Below are 17,287 nucleotides of genomic sequence, written 5' to 3'. Positions count from 1 at the left end.
TGGCGCCGATCTACCTCGGTCTGAGCCTGATGCTCTTCGCGCTGGCGATCAAGTTCTTTCAGGAGGTGTTCCACACGCTGCCGCGGATCCTCGCGATGGACGAGATCGAGCTCATCCTGGTGGCGCTCGCGCTGATCGACATCGTGCTGATCGCGGGACTCATCATCATGGTGATGTATTCCAGTTACGAGACCTTTGTCGGCAAGCTGAGCGTCGCGGAACACAAGCGCTCGGCCTGGCTCGGCAAGCTCGATGCGAGTTCGCTGAAGCTGAAGGTCGCCGCGGCGATCGTCGCGATCTCGTCGATCCACCTGCTCAAGGCCTTCATGAACCTCGAGACGATCCCGAACGACAAGCTGCTGTGGTATGTGGTCGTGCACCTGACCTTCGTCGTGTCCGCGCTGCTGATGGGGATCATGGACTACATCTCGAACAAGGACACGAAGACGCCGGCCGGGGGGTTGTAGCGGGGGGCCTGGCCCGCGACGCTGGATCGCGGCCAGAGGCCGCTCCTACGGGGGGTGTCGTGGCAGCGGCCTTCGGTCGGGGGAGTGTCGTGTGGGAGCGGCCTTCGGCCGCGATGGGAGTGTGCAGAACCGCCGCGCCGGGTCGCGGCCAGAGGCCGCTCCTACGGGGGGGTGTGGCAGCGGCCTTCGGTCGGGGGAGTGTCGTGTGGGAGCGGCCTTCGGCCGCGATGGGAGTGTGCAGAACCGCCGCGCCGGATCGCGGCCAGAGGCCGCTCCCACAGGCTCAGGCGAGGTCGAATTCGGCGATCACCGGCGCGTGGTCGGAGGGGCGTTCCCAGCTGCGGGGTTCGAGGTCGATGGTGCTGTTGCGACACTGTTGCAACAGCGGCGGACTGGCGAGGATCAGGTCGATCCGCAGGCCGCGGTTGCGGCGGTAGGAGGCCGCGCGGTAGTCGAACCAGCTGAACTGCTGCGCGGGTTGTTCCATCTGCCGGTAGCAGTCGCCGAGGCCGAGGTCGGTGATCCGGGCCAGCGCCGTGCGCTCGGGTTCCGAGCAGAGCACCTGGTCGCGCCAGATCTCCGGATCGTGCACGTCCCGGTCCTCCGGGGCGATGTTGAAGTCACCGAGCACCACCAGCCGCGGGTACTGCTCCAGCTCCTCCTTCAGCCACAGCTGCAGCCGACGCAGCCAGTCCAGCTTGTAGGCATACTTCTCCGAGCCCACCGACTCGCCATTGACCACGTAGAGATTCACGACGCGGATGCCGTTCACGGTCGCGGCGAGTATCCGCCTTTGCGCATCTTCCAGCCCGGGCGGATCGGTGACCGCGTCGCTGATCTCGTTCCGGGCCAGGATCGCCACGCCGTTGTAGGTCTTCTGTCCGGAAAACACCGCCCGGTAGCCGGCGTCACTGAGCGCCTGGACCGGAAAGTTCTCGTCCGTGAGCTTCGTTTCCTGCAGGGCCACCACGTCGGGCTGGCGACTCTCCAGCCAGGAAAGCACGTGCGGCAGACGCACCTTCAGGGAGTTCACGTTCCAGCTGGCGATCTTCACGCGGCCTCCAGTCCACTGTGGCGCAGCAGGGCATCGATCTGCGGCTCGCGGCCGCGGAAGGCCCGGAAGGATTCCAGCGCCGGACGCGAGGCCCCGACCTCGAGGATCTCCTGCAGGTAGTCGCGGCCCACGTCCGGCGAGAACAGACCTTCCTCCTCGAAGCGTGCGAAGGCGTCGGCCGACAGCACCTCCGCCCACTTGTAGCTGTAGTAGCCGGCCGCGTAGCCGCCCGCGAAGATGTGCGCGAAGCCGTGCTGGAAGCGGTTGAAGGAGGGCGGCCGGATCACCGCCACTTCGTCGCGGACGCGATCGAGCACCTCCTGGATGTCCGCCGCGGTGGCCGGTACCGCGCCGGAGTGCAGGCGCATGTCGAACAGCGCGAACTCCACCTGCCGCAGCAACTGCAGTGCGCTCTGGAAGTGCCGGGTTCCGAGCATGCGCTGGTAGAGATCCTCGGGCATCGGATCGTCCGTCTCGTGGTGTCGCGCGAACAGGTCGAGGGCCTCGCGCTCCCAGCACCAGTTCTCCATGAACTGGCTGGGGAGCTCCACCGCGTCCCACTCCACGCCGCTGATGCCGGCGATCTCCGGATGATCGACCCGGGTCAGCATATGGTGCAGCCCGTGACCGAACTCGTGGAACAGGGTGATCACCTCGTCGTGGGTGAACAGCGCCGACTTGCCGTCCACCGGTGGCGTCGAATTGCAGGTCATGTAGGCGACCGGCAGCTGCCGGTGCGCGGGGGTCACGAAACGGCTGCGGCAGACGTCCATCCACGCGCCTCCGCGCTTGCCGGATCGGGCGTAGAGGTCGAAGTAGAAGCCGGCGCGCTCGCGGCCCTCGGCGTCGCGGATCACGTAATACCGCACGTCGTCGTGCCAGGTCTCCACCGTGGGGTCCGCGGTGATGCTCACCCCGAACAATCGCTCCACCAGGCCGAACAGGCCCGCGACCACCCGGTCGGCGGGGAAGTAGGGCTTCAGCATCTCCTGGCTCAGGCCGAGGCGGTCGGAGCGGATCTTCTCCGCCACGAAGGGGTAGTCCCAGGCCTCCAGCACGTCCATGCCGAGCTGCGATCGGGCGTAATCGCGCATGTCCTGAAGATCCGATTCCGCCGGAGCGCGGGCGCGTCGCGCGAGGTCCTGCAGGAAGTGTTCGACCGTGTCCGGAGTGTCGGCCATCTTGGTGGCGAGGGAGCGCTCCGCGTGGTGGCGAAAACCGGTGATCTCGGCCTTCTCCTGGCGCAGGCGCAGGATCTCCACCATCACCTCGCTGTTGTCGAAGCGGCCGGCGTCGGGACCCTCGTCCGATGCGCGGGTCACGTAGGCAGTGTAGACCAGCTCGCGCAGATCGCGGTCCTCGGCATGGGTCATGACCGCGTAATAGCTGGGGAAGTCGAGCGTGATCACGAAGCCGTCGAGGTCCCGCTCGCGGGCGTTCTGGGCGAGCATTCCCTGGGCGGAGGGCGGGACGCCGGCCAGGCGCGCGTCGTCCTTCAGGTGCAGCGTCCAGCCCTGGGTCGCGTCGAGCACGTTCTCCTCGTAGCGGGCGGTGAGCGCCGACAGGCGGGAGTTGATCTCGCGCACCCGCGCCTTGCGATCCTCCGGCAGATCGACGCCGCTCAGGTGGAAATCGCGCAGCGCGTCCTGCACCAGCTTGCGCCGGTCGGCCGGCTCTTCGGCGAAGCCGGGCGACCGGGCGAGGCGATCGAAGGCCTCGAACAGCGCCGCGTTCTGCGACATCTCGCTCGCATATTCCGAGAGCTTCGGCAGACAGGCGTTGTAGGCGGCGCGCAACGCGTCGGTGTTCATCACCGAGTTCAGGTGACGGACCGGCGACCACACATCGTCCAGCCGCGTGTCCAGCCGTTCCAGCGGCACGACCAGGTCCTCCCAGCCGGGGTCATCGGGCAGCGACGCGAGGAGCTCGGCGATGGCGGTCCGATTCTCTGCGAGAACGGTATCGATCGCCGGCTCGACATGCTCGGGCCGGATGGCCCGGAAGGCGGGCAGGTGTTCGGTGGCTAACAGCGGATTCGACACAGGCACTCCCATCACGAAAGGGGTTCAGAAACGCACGGCCAGCGCCCAGAAGAGCAGGCTTGCCGTGACGATGAAGACCAACGCAGAACCATACGCCCGCAGGCGCTGGCGGAACAGAATCTGGGACTCGCCAAGGGTAGACAGCAGGAGGAGGCGCTGGGTGCCGGGACCGCCGCGGTGCAGCAGGTGCACCGCGTCCGGAGTAGGCTCGCGGGACATCTCGCGTTCCACCTCGGTGCGGGCGGCGGCGCGGACCCGTTCCCAGTCCGGCAGGGACAGACGGCCATCGCCACTGGAGTCGAAGCGTTGGATGATCTCCGGGTCGTTCTTCCAGCGGCCGAGCAGATCCCGCAGGCGTTCGTGCCGGTCCGCGCCCTCGTGCCGGCGCGTCGCGAATTCGCCGAGCGCCAGCAGCGGCTGATGGGCATGCAGGCGCTCCTCGGTGTGCCGGTAGCGACCGCCCCAGCGCGAGCCACCGCGGGGCCCGGTGGCCAGCGCCCGTGACGGGCTGTACCAGACGTCGCGTTCCGGCCGGATCACCATCGCACCGTCCGGATCCACCACGCAGTCCCCGGTTTCGTCCCGCAGCAGGAAGAGGTCGTCGGACTGCCCCTGGGCAACGATCACGCGGCGCCGCTTGCGCCCCCCGGACCCGCGCTTCTCCTCGATGCGGTAGCGATACCAGACGCAGGGCAGACCGGAGAGCGGGGCGACGATTTCCGGCCCCGGAAGCCAGTCCGCGGCGCCCTCCAGCTGTACCAGGCCCTGCGGCGCGGAGCGGATGCGTGCGGTGGGGATGCCGCCGACCAGACGCAGCAGCTGGCTGTAGCGCAGGAACCCGTAGAGGCCGCCGCCGGCGAGGAGCAGAAGGGCGCCCGCGGCGAACGCGAAGTCGGCGGCATCCGCCGCCCGCAACCAGCCTTCCCAACCGGCAAGCATCGTGGACCTCGCCCTATCCGTCGTGGACCGGTGCCCCGCCCGACGCTGGATCGGCTGGCGCAGGAGACGCGACGAGGCGGGTTGGAATGCGTCTCATTGCCGTTTTATCGCCACGGTCGCCGGGCTGATGGAGAGGTCGGCTGATCATCATCAAGACTCCGCAGACTGTCCGCTTCGCGCGGGCGGTGGTCCAGCGTAGGCTGCAACGCGTCTCGCGGTCTGGGTCTTCCGGCACTGCAATCGGCCCGGGGTCTGGCCGCCTGCGGGGGTGGGGATCGCGCTCAGGCGCGCCGTGGTGGCGCTTGGGGCCGGTTGGGGTCTTTCGTGCGGACGATGCCGCAGGTTCCGGGGTGTCCGTGCCATCCCGTGGCTGCCTTTTCCCGTTGATTCAGGAGCGGAAGAGGGCCCGGACATCAACGTCCTGCAGCTCCGTCACGTCGAATTCGAGGAGGTCGAACGGCTTGAATCCCAGCGCGCGGGCGACGAGGATGTCCGGAAACTGCTCGATCCGGACATTGTTCCGGTTGACTGCGGCATTGTAGAACTCACGCCGGTCGGCGATTGCGGACTCCAGCCCCGAGATCCGGCGCGCCAACTGGTTGAAGACCTCGTTTGCACGCAGCTCCGGATAGGCCTCGGCCACCGCGAACAGTTGACCGAGCCCGAGCCGCAGTTCGCCCTCTGCGGCGCCCAGTGCGGCCATGTCGCCGCTGCGCTGCGCAGCCTCGGCCCGCGTGCGCGCCCGGGTGACCCGGTCCAGGGTCTGCTGCTCATAGGTCATGTATTCGCGGGCGACGGCCACGAGCTTCGGGAGCTCGTCGTTGCGCTGCTTCAGGAGTACGTCGATGTTCGCCCAGGACTGTGCGACCGCGTGCTTCAGTGCGACCAGCGCGTTGTAGATCACGACGCCATAGAGCGCCGCAACCAGCAGGATTACGAGAACGACGATGGTGGCGAGGGCCATGCTGCTCGTGTCTCCGCGATTCGGTGGTCAGCGTGCCGGTGCCGCGACGCGCGGACGTCGGTATGCGACCCCAGGGACCGTGTATGCCTCAGACATCCACGTTCTCGGCACTCAGTGCCCGTGCCTCGATGAAATCGCGTCTCGGCTCCACCTGGTCGCCCATCAGCGTCGTGAAGATCTCGTCCGCGAGGATCGCGTCCTCGATGCGGACCTGCAGCAGACGCCGCGTCTCCGGGTTCATCGTGGTGTCCCAGAGTTGATCCGGGTTCATCTCACCGAGACCCTTGTAGCGCTGCACGGAGATGCCGCGACGCCCCTCCTGCAGCAGCCACGCCATTGCGTCCGCAAAGGATTCGATCACGTGCCGGCGCTCGCCGCGCCGAATGTAGGCGCCGGGCTCGAGCAGGTCGTGGATGTTCGCACTGAGCTTCAGCAGCGCGCGAAAATCCCGGGAGTCAAGGATCTCGTCATTGATCAGCTGCGAGAACGGCGCCCCGTGCTCGATGCGGTCGAGGCTGAGCTGGGCCACCCCGTCCACCTCGGTGAGCGCGCCGAGACTGTAGCGGGTCGCGCCGGCACGGTCGCTTGAGAGTTCCTCGAGGAGCCGGGCAAACCAGGCCTGCACCTCGGGGTTCCGTACGCTGCGCGGTTCCGGCATCGGCTCGGCCTCGAACATCGACCGGAGGATGCGATCGTCGTACATCCGTCCGAGACGATCGAGCGCTCGGCGCGCCTTCTGGTAGTCCTTCACCAGTTTCTCGAAGGCCGCCGGCGCGACCGGGGGCGCTTCCGGGGAGACGTGCAGGGTCGCGCCGTCCAGGGCGAGGGTCACGTTGATCTCCTGCATCTCGGCCTCGTCGCGCACGTACTGCTCGCGCTTGCCCCGCTTGATCTTGTACAGCGGCGGCTGGGCGATGTAGACGTAGCCCTTTTCGATCAGCTCTCGCATCTGCCGGAAGAAGAAGGTCAGCAGCAGGGTGCGGATATGCGAGCCGTCGACGTCGGCATCGGTCATGATGATGATTCGGTGGTAGCGTAACCGGTTGATATCATAGTCTTCCTTGCCGATCCCGCAACCCAGCGCGGTGATCAGGGTCCCGACTTCGGCGGAGCCGAGCATCCGGTCGAAACGCGCGCGCTCGACATTCAGGATCTTCCCCTTCAGCGGCAGGATCGCCTGGAAGTGGCGGTCACGGCCCTGCTTCGCGGAACCGCCGGCGGAGTCGCCCTCGACCAGGAAGAGTTCCGAGTGGGATGGGTCCTTTTCCTGGCAGTCGGCGAGCTTGCCCGGCAGGCCCGCGATATCCAGGGCACCCTTGCGCCGCGTGACCTCGCGCGCCCGACGGGCGGCCTCGCGGGCACGCGCGGCGTCGATGACCTTGCTGGTGATGGCCTTGGCCTCGACCGGATTCTCGAGCAGGAAGTCACTCAGGACCTCCCCAAGGACGCTCTCCACGATCGGCTTGACCTCGGAGGACACCAGCTTGTCCTTGGTCTGCGACGAGAACTTGGGATCGGGTATCTTCACCGACAGGACCGCCGTGAGGCCCTCCCGCATGTCGTCCCCCGCGGTGCTGATCTTGGCCCGTTTCAACAGGCCCTCGCGTTCCAGATACTGGTTGATGGTCCGCGTGAGCGCAGCGCGGAAGCCGGCCAGGTGCGTCCCGCCGTCGCGCTGCGGGATATTGTTCGTGTAGCAGAACAGGTTCTCCTGGTAGGAGTCGTTCCATTGCAGCGCCACCTCCACGGTGTGATCCCCGCGCACCTGGTTCGCGTAGATCACGGTCGGGTGGAGGGCCGTCTTCTTCTGGTTCAGGTGACTGACGAAGGCCTGGATGCCACCCTCGAAACGGAAGACATCCTCCCGATTGTCGCGTTGGTCGCGCAGGCGGATGCGCACGCCCGAGTTCAGGAACGAGAGTTCACGCAGACGCTTGGCCAGGATCTCGTAGTGAAACTCGATGTTCGTGAAGGTGGCGGGGCTCGGCCGGAACCAGACCGTGGTGCCGGTCCGGTCGGTATCGCCGGCCTCGACCAGCGGAGCCTCGGGCACGCCGTGATGATAGACCTGGTGATACCGCTTTCCTGCACGATGGATGTCGAGCCGAAGCTCCTCGGACAGCGCGTTCACGACCGAGACCCCGACCCCATGCAGTCCACCCGACACCTTGTAGGAGCTGTTGTCGAACTTCCCGCCCGCGTGCAGCACGGTCATGATGACCTCGGCGGCAGAGCGACCTTCCTCGAAGTGGATATCCACCGGAATGCCACGGCCATTGTCCGAGACGCTGACCGCATTGTCCTCGTGGATGGTCACGTCGATCGCGCTGCAATAGCCGGCCAGCGATTCATCGATCGCGTTGTCCACGACCTCGAAGACCATGTGGTGCAGCCCGGTGCCGTCATCGGTGTCACCGATGTACATCCCCGGACGCTTGCGGACCGCATCCAGGCCCTTCAGGACCTTGATCTGGGTGGAATCGTAGCTGCTGGGCACGGCGGCGGGATCAATGGTGGACATGGATTCTCAATACTTGATTACAAAGGTCACAGTATAACGGAAAGGGGTTTCGCTGGGTTGATTGAGGCCATCGGGCGTGCAAGCGTGGGCAGCGCGACGTGACGTTTCACGTGGAACCATATCTGGCAGCATGGGACCAGTGAGGGATCGGCCCTTTTTGGGTCTGAGCATGACCGTCGCTGCCCATTGTCGGCCCACGTGAAAGAGCCGGGTGTGCTTGGGCGCCACCATCGCGGATGCCTTTCCCGAGGGCTGCTCGGCTCGGCACGTCAGACGTGCCCTTGCCACTCGAAACGAACGGAAGGGCCTCGCCGGACCCACCCCGATGGGTATCAGGCCGCCCGAGCGAATCGGTGTCCGCAACCCCCCGCGGCACCCTTCGACGTAGGGTGGGCCAAGCGCCGCGGGCCCACCACGCCGATCGCGCCGATCTGTAGTGCGCACCCTTCGTTGTTCCCACTCGGGAAACAGCGCTGAAAAGAGGCTTTGCCATTGCGAACGCAGCGCGACAATCGAGGCCGAGCTCGGGGGAATCCGCAGCTTATGGATCGCCACGTCGCTGCGCTCCTCGCGATGACCGCCTACTCAGCACTTACCTGGGCTTGGGGTTGCGTGGTCGGTGGACAATGCTGACCGCAAAACAGTCGGCATCATGAAGTGCATCTGCGTCGCACTTTACGGAACGCCCCATGAATTTCGGCTGAACCGCGCTCACGATCGTGTCCCGGAAGTGACTCCTGCTCGTTCCTGTCCTGACGGCGCCGACAGGCGTTATGTTTCACGTGAAACATCCATCGCTCGCGACGATGCATGCCCGATTCACCGAGTCCGGCGCCGCTAGTCTGAACTCAGGTCTGATTCGTAGCCGGTGGCGCGGGTCCGGATCAATCCAGGCTGGTGACCAAGCCTTGTTTCACGTGGAACATCCTTGCATCCGGTCGGGCCCCGGCAGTCCGTTGAGCCCAGCCCCGATCGACCGTCGTCGCGAGACATTGCCACCCAAGGGAGACCACGGCCTCCATGATGCCGCCAAGCCCCGTCTCGTCCATCTCCGCCACCGCGTCATCCAGCAGCAACAGGGGCGTCAGCCCTTGCGGGCCGCTCGCCACCTGCACCAGCCCCTGCGAGACCACCAGCGCATTGAGCACGCGTTTCTGCTCGCCCCGGGAGGCCTCGCGAATCGGGCGGCCTGCGACGCGGATATCCAGATCCGCCTTTTGCGGTCCGCTCTGGCCGAAACCCCGCTCCAGGTCGCTGGGGCGGCTTCTGGCGTAGGCCTCGAGCAGGGATTCGGCCTCAGGCCATCCCGGACGGAAGCTGACCTCGATCTGCGCCGGCAACCCTTCCCGGAGCCCCGCGGTCGAGGCATCACAGAGGAACCCGGCCAGTCGCTGCGTAAAACGCTCCCGCATCCCGGTCAGCCGCGTACCCGCGGCGGCGGCCACCGTCTCGAAGCGAGCCGCCAGCTTGCCATCCTGTTCCCGGAGCGCCGCGTTGCGTTGCTCGTGGGCACGTCGCCAGGTCTGCCATTCCCCGGCAAAGCCGGAATCGACGTAGAACGCACCCCAGTCCAGCAGCCTTCGCCGCTCCTCGGGCGGTCCGGTCAGCAGCTCAAAGGACCCCGCATGCACCGCGACCAGCGGGAGTCGCCGAACAATCTCCCAGTGGCCATCGATCCACTGGCCATTCAATCTCGATCGCCGTTGCCCCGCCCACTCGACCGCAACACGCGACCGCCCATGATGGGGATCCTGCACTTCTCCCGCCACTGCGAATTCCGTCCGCCCGGAACAGGCCACCCGCGCCAGCCGGTGGGTTCGGAAGGAGCGCCCCAGACCCAGCACATGACAGGACTCCAGTAGCGATGTCTTGCCGGAGCCATTGCCCCCAACGAAGACATTGAGGCCCGGCCCGAGGACGATGCGCCCCTCGACGAGATTGCGCACGCCCTGGTTCCAGAGCTCAGTCAACATGGAGGGGAGGTAATGGAGGCTTCATCGGAGATCCTGATTATCGCGGAAGCCTTCCCCGAGCGAAACGCTCCCTTGCACGGGGGCCCGCCAGGAGGCCGTCCCAGCGGGGGGTCCGACGTCCGCGAGATGCCCGCGGTCTGAATGCCCGTCCAGACTGGGATCGCCGAAAGGGATCACCTCTCTCGAAGAGACCACCCCTCACAGCGGCTTGCTGCCTGAACGGCCTGGACATCCTCCAAGGGCTTGCGCCGCACAGTGACCCGGCTTCCCGGGTGGCCAGGTCCGCCCCTTGGGGATCACCTCAGTGAAGGGCGACGGAGCATTTCAAGGCGGGCAGTCCCGGCGGGAGGAACGGGCCGGCCAGCCATCGGGCCTATGGATTCCCATCCGCATCGATGCCACCGCCGATCCTGCTTTGAAGGGTTCCCATGAACATCGATCGATGACCGCGGGACCCCTTCTTCTCGCGGCTCACGCGGAGGCTTCGTCGTCTACGAAGCCCCGGCATCAACGCGGCGGGGCACGCTGGGCATGTCCACGGATCGCCAGCCGGTCCGGGAGCCGCCGACCGCCGCCGCGGCGCGTCTGACGAAACAATCCGAGACCGCGCTTCCCGTCTAGAGCCGCATCGGCATCACGACGTAGCGTGCGCGGTCGGGGGGTTCCGCGAGAATCAGCGCCGATGAGTTGCCGTCCCGAAGCTCTATCCGGACCTGATCGGAGCCGATCGCACCCAGTACGTCCACCAGGTAGGTCAGGTTGAATCCGATCTCGACAGGCTCGCCCTGGTATTGCGCCGGAAAGCTCTCCTCCGCCTCCTCGCGTTCGGTGTTGTGGGTCACCACACGACAGCCATCGCCCGTTGCCATCAGCCGTACGCCGCGGTACTTGTCGCTGGCCACGATGGCCACCCGGTTCAGCGCCTGGCGCAGATCCTCGCGCTCCGCGACCAGTTGCGCCGGCTGGTCCTGCGGGATCACCCGTTCGTAATCCGGGAACCGGCCGTCGATCACCTTGCTGGTCAGTCGCGCCCCGCCGAAGTCGAAGGCGATCTGTCCGGCACCGAAACCCACCCGCACCGGGGTCTCGTCTTCGAGCAGATTGCGACGCAGTTCCTGCACCGTCTTGCGCGGAATGATGCATTCCTGCGCCGACACCGCCGGGCTCTCCAGGTCGGCCTCGTTCAGGGCCAGGCGATGGCCGTCGGTTGCGACCGCACGCAGCGTCGAGCCATCCACGACCAGCAGCAACCCCTGCAGGTAGTAGCGCACGTCCTGCTGTGCCATCGAGAACATCGTCGCCTCCACCAGGCGCCGCAGAAGCCGCTGCGGCACCGTGAGCCATTCCTCGATCGCCAGCGATTCCAGTTCCGGAAAGTCCTGTCCCGGCAGCGTCGCCAGGCTGAACCGGGAAGACCCGAACCCGACGGTCAGGCGTTCGCCGTCGACGCGGGCGGTCACCGTCGCATCGGCCGGGGCCGCGCGCACCACGTCGAGCAGCTTGCGCACCGAGACCGTGCTGTCCAGACCCTCGGCGGCCTCTCCCGGTGTGGTCGCGGTCCACGCGAGTTCCAGGTCCGTGGTATCCAGCTGGATTCCCTCGGCCACGGGCCGGATCCGCACGTTGCCGAGGATCGGCATCGTCAACCGTTTCTCGGCCGCCCCGACGATGCGCTGGAGGGCCTCGGTCATGCTCTCCCGGTTGAACGAAAACTCCATCGGCTCGGTTCCCCAATCAGTGTTCTAGATATATCAGGACAATAGTATTAAGTGCCCGCCGTTACCCGGTATAAGGTTTATTTTTTCTTTTAAAAACAATAGCTTGAACTATATTTTCGGTACCGTGAATGCTGTGTTCAGCCTGTGGAAAACCACCCCATGGTTCCGCACCCGGAAATGGTGCGCAGTTTCCGAACACGATATCCACAGCCTCTCAACTGCTGAGTGTGCGCAACAGTATCCTGTAGTCGTTCTCCACGTTCGCGTCCTGTTCGCGCAGCTCCGCGACCTTCCTGCAGGCGTGAATCACCGTGGTGTGATCGCGCCCCCCAAAGGCCTGGCCGATCTCCGGCAGGCTGTGCTGCGTAAGTTCCTTCGCCAGCGCCATCGCGATCTGCCGCGGCCGCGTGATCGACCGGCTGCGGCGTGTCGAATGCAGATCGCTCACCTTCACCCGAAAGTACTCGGCCACGGTCTTCTGGATGTTTTCCAGCGTCACCAGCTTGCTCTGCACCGCCAGCAGGTCCTTCAGGGCATCGCGGGCGAAGTCGACGGTGATTGCCTTGCCGGTGAAATGCGCGTTCGCGATCACGCGGCGCAGCGAGCCCTCGAGTTCCCGGACGTTCGACCGGATCCGCTTGGCCATGAAGAAGGCGACCTCGCTGGGCAGCTCGACCCCGGACTGCTCCGCCTTGCGCTGCAGGATCGCCACCCGCGTCTCGAGCTCCGGCGGATCGATCGCAATGGTCAGCCCCCAGCCGAAGCGCGAGCGCAGCCGTTCCTCCAGCCCCTCCACCTCCTTGGGGTAGCGATCGGAGGTCAGGATGATCTGCTGCTGCCCCTCGAGCAAGGCGTTGAAGGTGTGGAAGAACTCCTCCTGCGAGCGCTCCTTGCCGGCGAAAAACTGGATGTCGTCGATCAGCAGCGCGTCCGCAGTCCGGTAGTGCTGCTTGAAGTCGTCGATGGCATTGTGTTGCAACGCCTTGATCATGTCTGCAACGAAGCGCTCGGAATGGAGATAGATGATCCGGCCCCCGGGGATCCGGTCCAGGATGCGGTGCCCGATCGCGTGCATCAGGTGGGTCTTGCCCAGTCCCACCGACCCGTAGATGAACAGCGGGTTGTAGGCGATCCCGGGATTCGCGGCCACCTGCAGACTGGCCGCCCGCGCAAGCTGGTTGGACTTGCCCTCGACGAAGGTCTCGAAGGTGAAGGTCGGGTTCAGGTTCGACACGGCGGAGACCGGCCGCACGCCCGTTCCCGGCGCGGTCCGCGGTGCACGCGGCGTCTCCGCCGGCAGCGCGGCCTCGGCCCCGCCGATCCCCAGCGCGACCCTGCGGGGCTGATGCCCCTGGCCGAGCTCGTTCACGGTGCCCTTGATGGTCGGCAGGAAGTGGTCACGCACGTGTTCGAAGACGAACTGGTTCGGTGCCAGCAGGCGGAGGTTGCCGTCGTCTTCCTCGGCGTGAAGGGGTCTCAACCAGGTGTTCAGCTGCTGCTCGGAGAGTGTGCCCTGGAGGCGGTCCAGGCAGGCTGTCCACAGGGTGTTTGCTGGCACGCACGGCTCCGGTGGCGGGAGGATCGACCCCCAAGTCTACGCTGATCCCGCAGGCGGGTTCCATCGACCGAAGGGAACAGTCCGGGGACGGCAGGAACCGGTGGGGCCTGCGCCACACCCCCACTCCGACCCTCCCCGCAACCGGCCGCGGGATTGACTTTCCGGGCACCCGCGGGTAGCGTTCAGCGCCCCTGACGATTTCACTCCCGGAACCCACGCCATGAAGCGGACATTCCAGCCCAGCCAGCTCCACCGCGCCCGCACGCACGGCTTTCGCGCGCGCATGTCCACCCGCGCCGGCCGCAAGGTCCTGAACGCCCGCCGCGCCAAGGGCCGCAAGCGCCTCTGCCCGTAACCGGGCGCGCTGGCGTGCCCGCCCCACCATCCCCAACGCCGGACCGATGACGGCAGCGGGGCGGGCCCCGGAACACGCCTTCCCGCGCTCGGAACGGCTTCTGACGGGCCGTCAGTACCAGCGGGTCTTCTCCCGTGCGCGGCGCGTTCCCGGGGCCCGGTTCATGCTGCTCTACCGGCCCCAGGATCCGCCGACAGGGCCCGCGAGGCTCGGGCTGGCCATCTCCAGGAAGCACGCGCGGCGGGCGGTGGAACGCAACCGGCTCAAGCGGATCGCACGCGAGGCCTTCCGGGCACGGAGACAGGTACTGCCCCCGGTCGATATCATCGTCCTGTCCCGCGCTGGGGCCGCCGGAGCCGGCCGCGCCGAACTCAGGGCCGAACTCGACCGGCTGCTGGAGAAACTGAAATGATGCGAGCGCTGCTGCTGTTCCCGATCCGTGTCTATCAGTACACGATCTCCCCCTTCATGGCGCCGCATTGCCGGTATCATCCCACCTGCTCGGAGTACACGGCGGAGGCAATCACGCGGCATGGAGGCCTGCGCGGCCTGTGGCTGGGCGTGAAACGGGTCGCCCGTTGCCACCCATGGGCCGAGGGCGGTTACGATCCCGTGCCCGACGAGCAATCGACCCACGATTTCCGGAAGTAGTCGAACCCATGGAAAACCTCCGCCCGATCCTCTGGCTCTCGCTCGCCTTCGTCCTGTTTCTGATGTGGCAGGCATGGAACGCGGACTACGGCACCCGGCCGACCGCCGATCCCGCGTCCGAGGTCGAGAGGGACGCGCCTCCCGAGCGGCCCGAGGATGTGCCGGAGGCACCGCAGATCGAGGGCGACGCCGCCGATCCGGTCGCCCCGCCCGAGGCCCTCCCGGAGCCGGGCCGCGACTCGATCAGCGTGCGCACGGATCTGCTCGATCTGCGCATCGATACCCGCGGCGGCACGATCACCCGGGCGGAACTGCTGAACTTCCCGGTCGACCCGCGGGAGCCGGACGTACCGGTGCGGCTCTTCGACCAGCGCGGGCGCGGTTATGTCGCGCAGAGTGGTCTCACGCACGACCAGGTGGAAGGCGTTGACGGCCCGGCGCGCGCGCCGTCGCATCACGCGATCTTCCAGGCGGAGACGGACAGCTTCGAGATGGGCGACGCGGACAGCCTGCGGGTCCCGCTGACCTGGACCTCGGAGGATGGCACCGTCCGCGTCACCAAGACCTATGTCTTCGAACGCGGCACTCACCTCGTCGACGTCGAGCACCGGATCGAGAACCTGAGCGACAGCCCCTGGATCGGGCGCCAGTACCGCCAGCTGCGTCACGGGCCGACGCCGCCGCGCGCCGATTTCTTCCTCTACACCTTCATCGGTGCGGCGTGGTTCGACGGACGCTATAACAAGGAACGCTTCGAGTCCTTCGAGGATGAACCGCTGGAGCAGCGCCTGGACGGCGGCTGGATCTCGGTGATCGAGCATTACTTCATGTCCGCATGGATACCCGGTGAGGACGAGATCAACGCGATGTACGCGCGCGCCGTGCCGGGCGTGGCCGGCGCGACCGACTACCTGATCGGGCTGCACTCGGCCGAGCCGCTGACCCTGGAGCCGGGTGCGTCGGACGTGCTCTCCACCCGCTTGTGGATCGGACCCAAGACGCAGTCCGAGCTGCGCGAGATCGCACAGGGACTCGAACTCACGGTGGATTACGGCATCTTCACCTTCCTGTCGAAGCCGTTGTTCTGGCTGCTGCGCGTGATCCACGACTTCGTCGGCAACTGGGGCTGGTCGATCGTGATCCTGACGATCCTGATCAAGCTGGCCTTCTTCCACCTCTCCGCGACCAGCTACCGCTCGATGGCCAAGATGCGCGCGGTGGCGCCGAAGCTTCAGTCCCTGAAGGAACGCTACAAGGATGACAAGCAGCGCATGAACACCGCGCTGATGGAGTTGTACAAGAAGGAGAAGATCAACCCGCTCGGAGGCTGTCTGCCGATCCTGGTGCAGATTCCCGTCTTCATCGCGCTCTACTGGGTGCTGCTGGAGTCGGTCGAACTCCGCCAGGCGCCCTGGATGCTGTGGATCCAGGACCTGTCAACGCGGGATCCGTACTTCATCCTGCCCGTGATGATGGGCCTGACCATGTTCATCCAGTACAAGCTGAATCCGCCGCCGATGGACCCGATCCAGCAGAAGATCTTCATGGCCCTGCCGGTGGTGTTCACGGTCTTCTTCGCCTTCTTCCCGGCCGGCCTGGTGCTCTACTGGTTCACCAACAACCTCTTCTCGATCGGGCAGCAGTACGTGATCACGCGCAAGATCGAGGCGGGAGCCGCAAAGAAGAACTGAGCGCTTGACCCCCGATCCGGACACCATCGTCGCGCTGGCCACCCCGTCCGGGGTCGGCGGCATCGGCGTGGTCCGGCTGTCGGGGCCACGGGCGATGGCGCTGGCCGAGGCCATTGCGGGTGTGGACATCCGCCCGCGCCGGGCCGCCCACCGACGTCTGCACGATGCCGACGGGATGGTGATCGACGACGGCGTCGTGATCCTGTTCCCGGGTCCGCATTCCTACACCGGCGAGGATGTGGTCGAGCTGCAGGGACACGGCAGCCCGGTGCTGCTGGAGCAACTGATCGAGACGGCCCGGCGCCTCGGCGCACGCCTGGCGCGTCCCGGGGAGTTTACCGAGCGGGCGTACCTCAACGGGCGCATGGACCTCGCCCAGGCCGAGGCGGTGGCCGATCTGATCCATGCCCGGACCGCCACTGCTGCGCGACTCGCCCGTAACAGCCTGGACGGCGCGCTCGCGCGGGAGATCGAGCCGGTGGCTGCGGAGCTCCGGCAGCTGCGGGTGCTGATCGAGGCAGAGATCGACTTCGGCGAGACCGACCTTGAATCCGCGGTGGCCCCCGAGGTCGCGGGTCGGGCGGCTGGGCTGGCCGCCCGCGTCGAGGCGCTGCGCACCCGGCTGCAACCGGCACGGGTCTACGCTGCGGGAATGCGGCTGGCGCTGGTCGGGGCCCCGAACGTCGGCAAGTCCAGCCTGATGAACCGGCTCGCCGACGCCGAGGTCGCGATCGTCACCGACCGCCCGGGGACCACGCGCGACCTGCTGCGCGCGAACATCGCGATCGACGGCATCCCGGTGGAGCTCGTCGACACCGCCGGCATGCACGACAGCGAGGACGAGGTCGAACGTATCGGCATCGAGCGTGCCCGCGACGCCGCGGCCGGCGCGGACCTGGTCCTCGAGATCCGCGACATGGCCCGCCCGGACGCGCGCGCGGCGCTTCCCGAGCTGCCGGGCATCCCAAGACTGCGGGTGTGGAACAAGGCGGACCTGATGCCCGGTACGACCGTTGCGGACGGCCTGCCGGTGTCCGCGCTCACGGGTTCCGGACTCGACGCCCTGCGCGCGAGGATCCGCGAACAGGCCGGGCTTGCCGACGGCACCGGCGAGCGGTTCAGCGTGCGCACCCGTCACCTCGAGGGACTCGAGGGCGTGGCCGCGGCGCTCGGTCGCATCCACGCGGACCAGCCCCCGGACCTGATCGCCGAGGACCTGCGCCTGGCCGAGCGCGCGCTCGAGGAGCTGCTGGGGCGCGGCGATCACGAGGCCCTGCTCGGCGCGATCTTCGCCGGTTTCTGCATCGGGAAGTAACGCCGCCCGGGCCGCGTGGGAGCGGCCTCTGGCCGCGAT

The 17,287-nt window shown here is 66.9% G+C and carries 14 protein-coding genes; 6 read left to right on the top strand and 8 right to left on the bottom strand.

Going from position 1 to position 17,287, the window contains the following annotated elements:
* The coding region (locus ACESMN_RS11195; RefSeq protein WP_373053683.1) for a TIGR00645 family protein at nucleotides 1-467 on the top strand (467 nt) is incomplete at its 5' end.
* 283 nt (nucleotides 468-750) lie between these two features.
* Here ACESMN_RS11195 and xth read toward each other — a convergent pair.
* The 8 genes from xth to dnaA form a co-directional block, all read right to left on the bottom strand.
* A complete protein-coding gene (gene xth / locus ACESMN_RS11190) occupies nucleotides 751-1,521 on the bottom strand; it encodes an exodeoxyribonuclease III (RefSeq protein ID WP_373053682.1) in 771 nt (256 codons plus the stop codon).
* Complete coding sequence (locus ACESMN_RS11185) at nucleotides 1,518-3,563, bottom strand: M3 family metallopeptidase (RefSeq protein ID WP_373053681.1); 2,046 nt, start codon at nucleotides 3,561-3,563, stop codon at nucleotides 1,518-1,520. Before ACESMN_RS11185 ends, xth begins: the two co-directional genes overlap by 4 nt.
* Nucleotides 3,564-3,587: 24 nt before the next feature.
* A complete protein-coding gene (locus tag ACESMN_RS11180) occupies nucleotides 3,588-4,502 on the bottom strand; it encodes a GIDE domain-containing protein (protein WP_373053680.1) in 915 nt (304 codons plus the stop codon).
* Nucleotides 4,503-4,890: 388 nt separating this feature from the next.
* Entirely contained in the window at nucleotides 4,891-5,466 is a 576-nt protein-coding gene (locus tag ACESMN_RS11175; RefSeq protein ID WP_373053679.1) for a LemA family protein, read from the bottom strand.
* An 88-nt stretch (nucleotides 5,467-5,554) separates the two neighbouring features.
* A complete protein-coding gene (gyrB, locus tag ACESMN_RS11170; RefSeq protein ID WP_373053678.1) occupies nucleotides 5,555-7,987 on the bottom strand; it encodes a DNA topoisomerase (ATP-hydrolyzing) subunit B in 2,433 nt (810 codons plus the stop codon).
* Nucleotides 7,988-8,871: 884 nt separating this feature from the next.
* Nucleotides 8,872-9,960 (bottom strand): DNA replication/repair protein RecF, encoded by a 1,089-nt coding sequence (gene recF / locus ACESMN_RS11165; protein WP_373053677.1) that lies wholly within the window; start codon nucleotides 9,958-9,960, stop codon nucleotides 8,872-8,874.
* 617 nt (nucleotides 9,961-10,577) lie between these two features.
* Nucleotides 10,578-11,678, bottom strand: coding sequence for a DNA polymerase III subunit beta (gene dnaN, locus ACESMN_RS11160; protein ID WP_373053676.1), 1,101 nt, complete (start codon nucleotides 11,676-11,678; stop codon nucleotides 10,578-10,580).
* Nucleotides 11,679-11,892: 214 nt separating this feature from the next.
* Nucleotides 11,893-13,236: a chromosomal replication initiator protein DnaA gene (dnaA, locus tag ACESMN_RS11155; protein WP_373053675.1), complete on the bottom strand. Its 1,344-nt coding sequence runs from the start codon at nucleotides 13,234-13,236 to the stop codon at nucleotides 11,893-11,895.
* A gap of 220 nt (nucleotides 13,237-13,456) precedes the next feature.
* Here dnaA and rpmH point away from each other — a divergent pair, with 220 nt between their 5' ends.
* From rpmH to mnmE, 5 genes are read left to right on the top strand one after another with little or no spacing between them, the layout of a single operon-like run.
* Nucleotides 13,457-13,591 carry a 50S ribosomal protein L34 gene (gene rpmH, locus ACESMN_RS11150; RefSeq protein WP_373053674.1) on the top strand — a complete coding sequence of 45 codons (135 nt, stop codon included), beginning with the start codon at nucleotides 13,457-13,459 and terminating at the stop codon, nucleotides 13,589-13,591.
* A 46-nt stretch (nucleotides 13,592-13,637) separates the two neighbouring features.
* Complete coding sequence (gene rnpA, locus ACESMN_RS11145) at nucleotides 13,638-14,003, top strand: ribonuclease P protein component (protein ID WP_373053673.1); 366 nt, start codon at nucleotides 13,638-13,640, stop codon at nucleotides 14,001-14,003.
* The gene (gene yidD / locus ACESMN_RS11140) at nucleotides 14,000-14,242 is read left to right on the top strand and encodes a membrane protein insertion efficiency factor YidD (RefSeq protein ID WP_373053672.1); all 243 of its coding nucleotides are present in this window, start codon (nucleotides 14,000-14,002) and stop codon (nucleotides 14,240-14,242) included. Before rnpA ends, yidD begins: the two co-directional genes overlap by 4 nt.
* An 8-nt stretch (nucleotides 14,243-14,250) precedes the next feature.
* Nucleotides 14,251-15,933 (top strand): membrane protein insertase YidC, encoded by a 1,683-nt coding sequence (gene yidC / locus ACESMN_RS11135; RefSeq protein ID WP_373053671.1) that lies wholly within the window; start codon nucleotides 14,251-14,253, stop codon nucleotides 15,931-15,933.
* Between the two features lie 4 nt (nucleotides 15,934-15,937).
* Nucleotides 15,938-17,248 (top strand): tRNA uridine-5-carboxymethylaminomethyl(34) synthesis GTPase MnmE, encoded by a 1,311-nt coding sequence (mnmE, locus tag ACESMN_RS11130; RefSeq protein WP_373053670.1) that lies wholly within the window; start codon nucleotides 15,938-15,940, stop codon nucleotides 17,246-17,248.
* The last annotated feature ends 39 nt before the right edge of the window (nucleotides 17,249-17,287 follow it).

The organism is Thioalkalivibrio sp. (assembly GCF_041690275.1).
Lineage (GTDB): Bacteria > Pseudomonadota > Gammaproteobacteria > Ectothiorhodospirales > Ectothiorhodospiraceae > Thioalkalivibrio.
Note: the sequence above shows the minus strand (reverse complement) of the source record. Positions and strands in the feature narration are given on the sequence as shown.

Coding starts and splice junctions, on each gene's coding strand:
- ACESMN_RS11180 (WP_373053680.1), bottom strand. CDS start 4,502: ATGCTTGCCGGTTGGGAAGGCTGGTTGCGGGCGGCGGATGCCGCCGAC.
- ACESMN_RS11175 (WP_373053679.1), bottom strand. CDS start 5,466: ATGGCCCTCGCCACCATCGTCGTTCTCGTAATCCTGCTGGTTGCGGCG.
- gyrB (WP_373053678.1), bottom strand. CDS start 7,987: ATGTCCACCATTGATCCCGCCGCCGTGCCCAGCAGCTACGATTCCACC.
- recF (WP_373053677.1), bottom strand. CDS start 9,960: ATGTTGACTGAGCTCTGGAACCAGGGCGTGCGCAATCTCGTCGAGGGG.
- dnaN (WP_373053676.1), bottom strand. CDS start 11,678: ATGGAGTTTTCGTTCAACCGGGAGAGCATGACCGAGGCCCTCCAGCGC.
- rpmH (WP_373053674.1), top strand. CDS start 13,457: ATGAAGCGGACATTCCAGCCCAGCCAGCTCCACCGCGCCCGCACGCAC.
- rnpA (WP_373053673.1), top strand. CDS start 13,638: ATGACGGCAGCGGGGCGGGCCCCGGAACACGCCTTCCCGCGCTCGGAA.
- yidD (WP_373053672.1), top strand. CDS start 14,000: ATGATGCGAGCGCTGCTGCTGTTCCCGATCCGTGTCTATCAGTACACG.
- yidC (WP_373053671.1), top strand. CDS start 14,251: ATGGAAAACCTCCGCCCGATCCTCTGGCTCTCGCTCGCCTTCGTCCTG.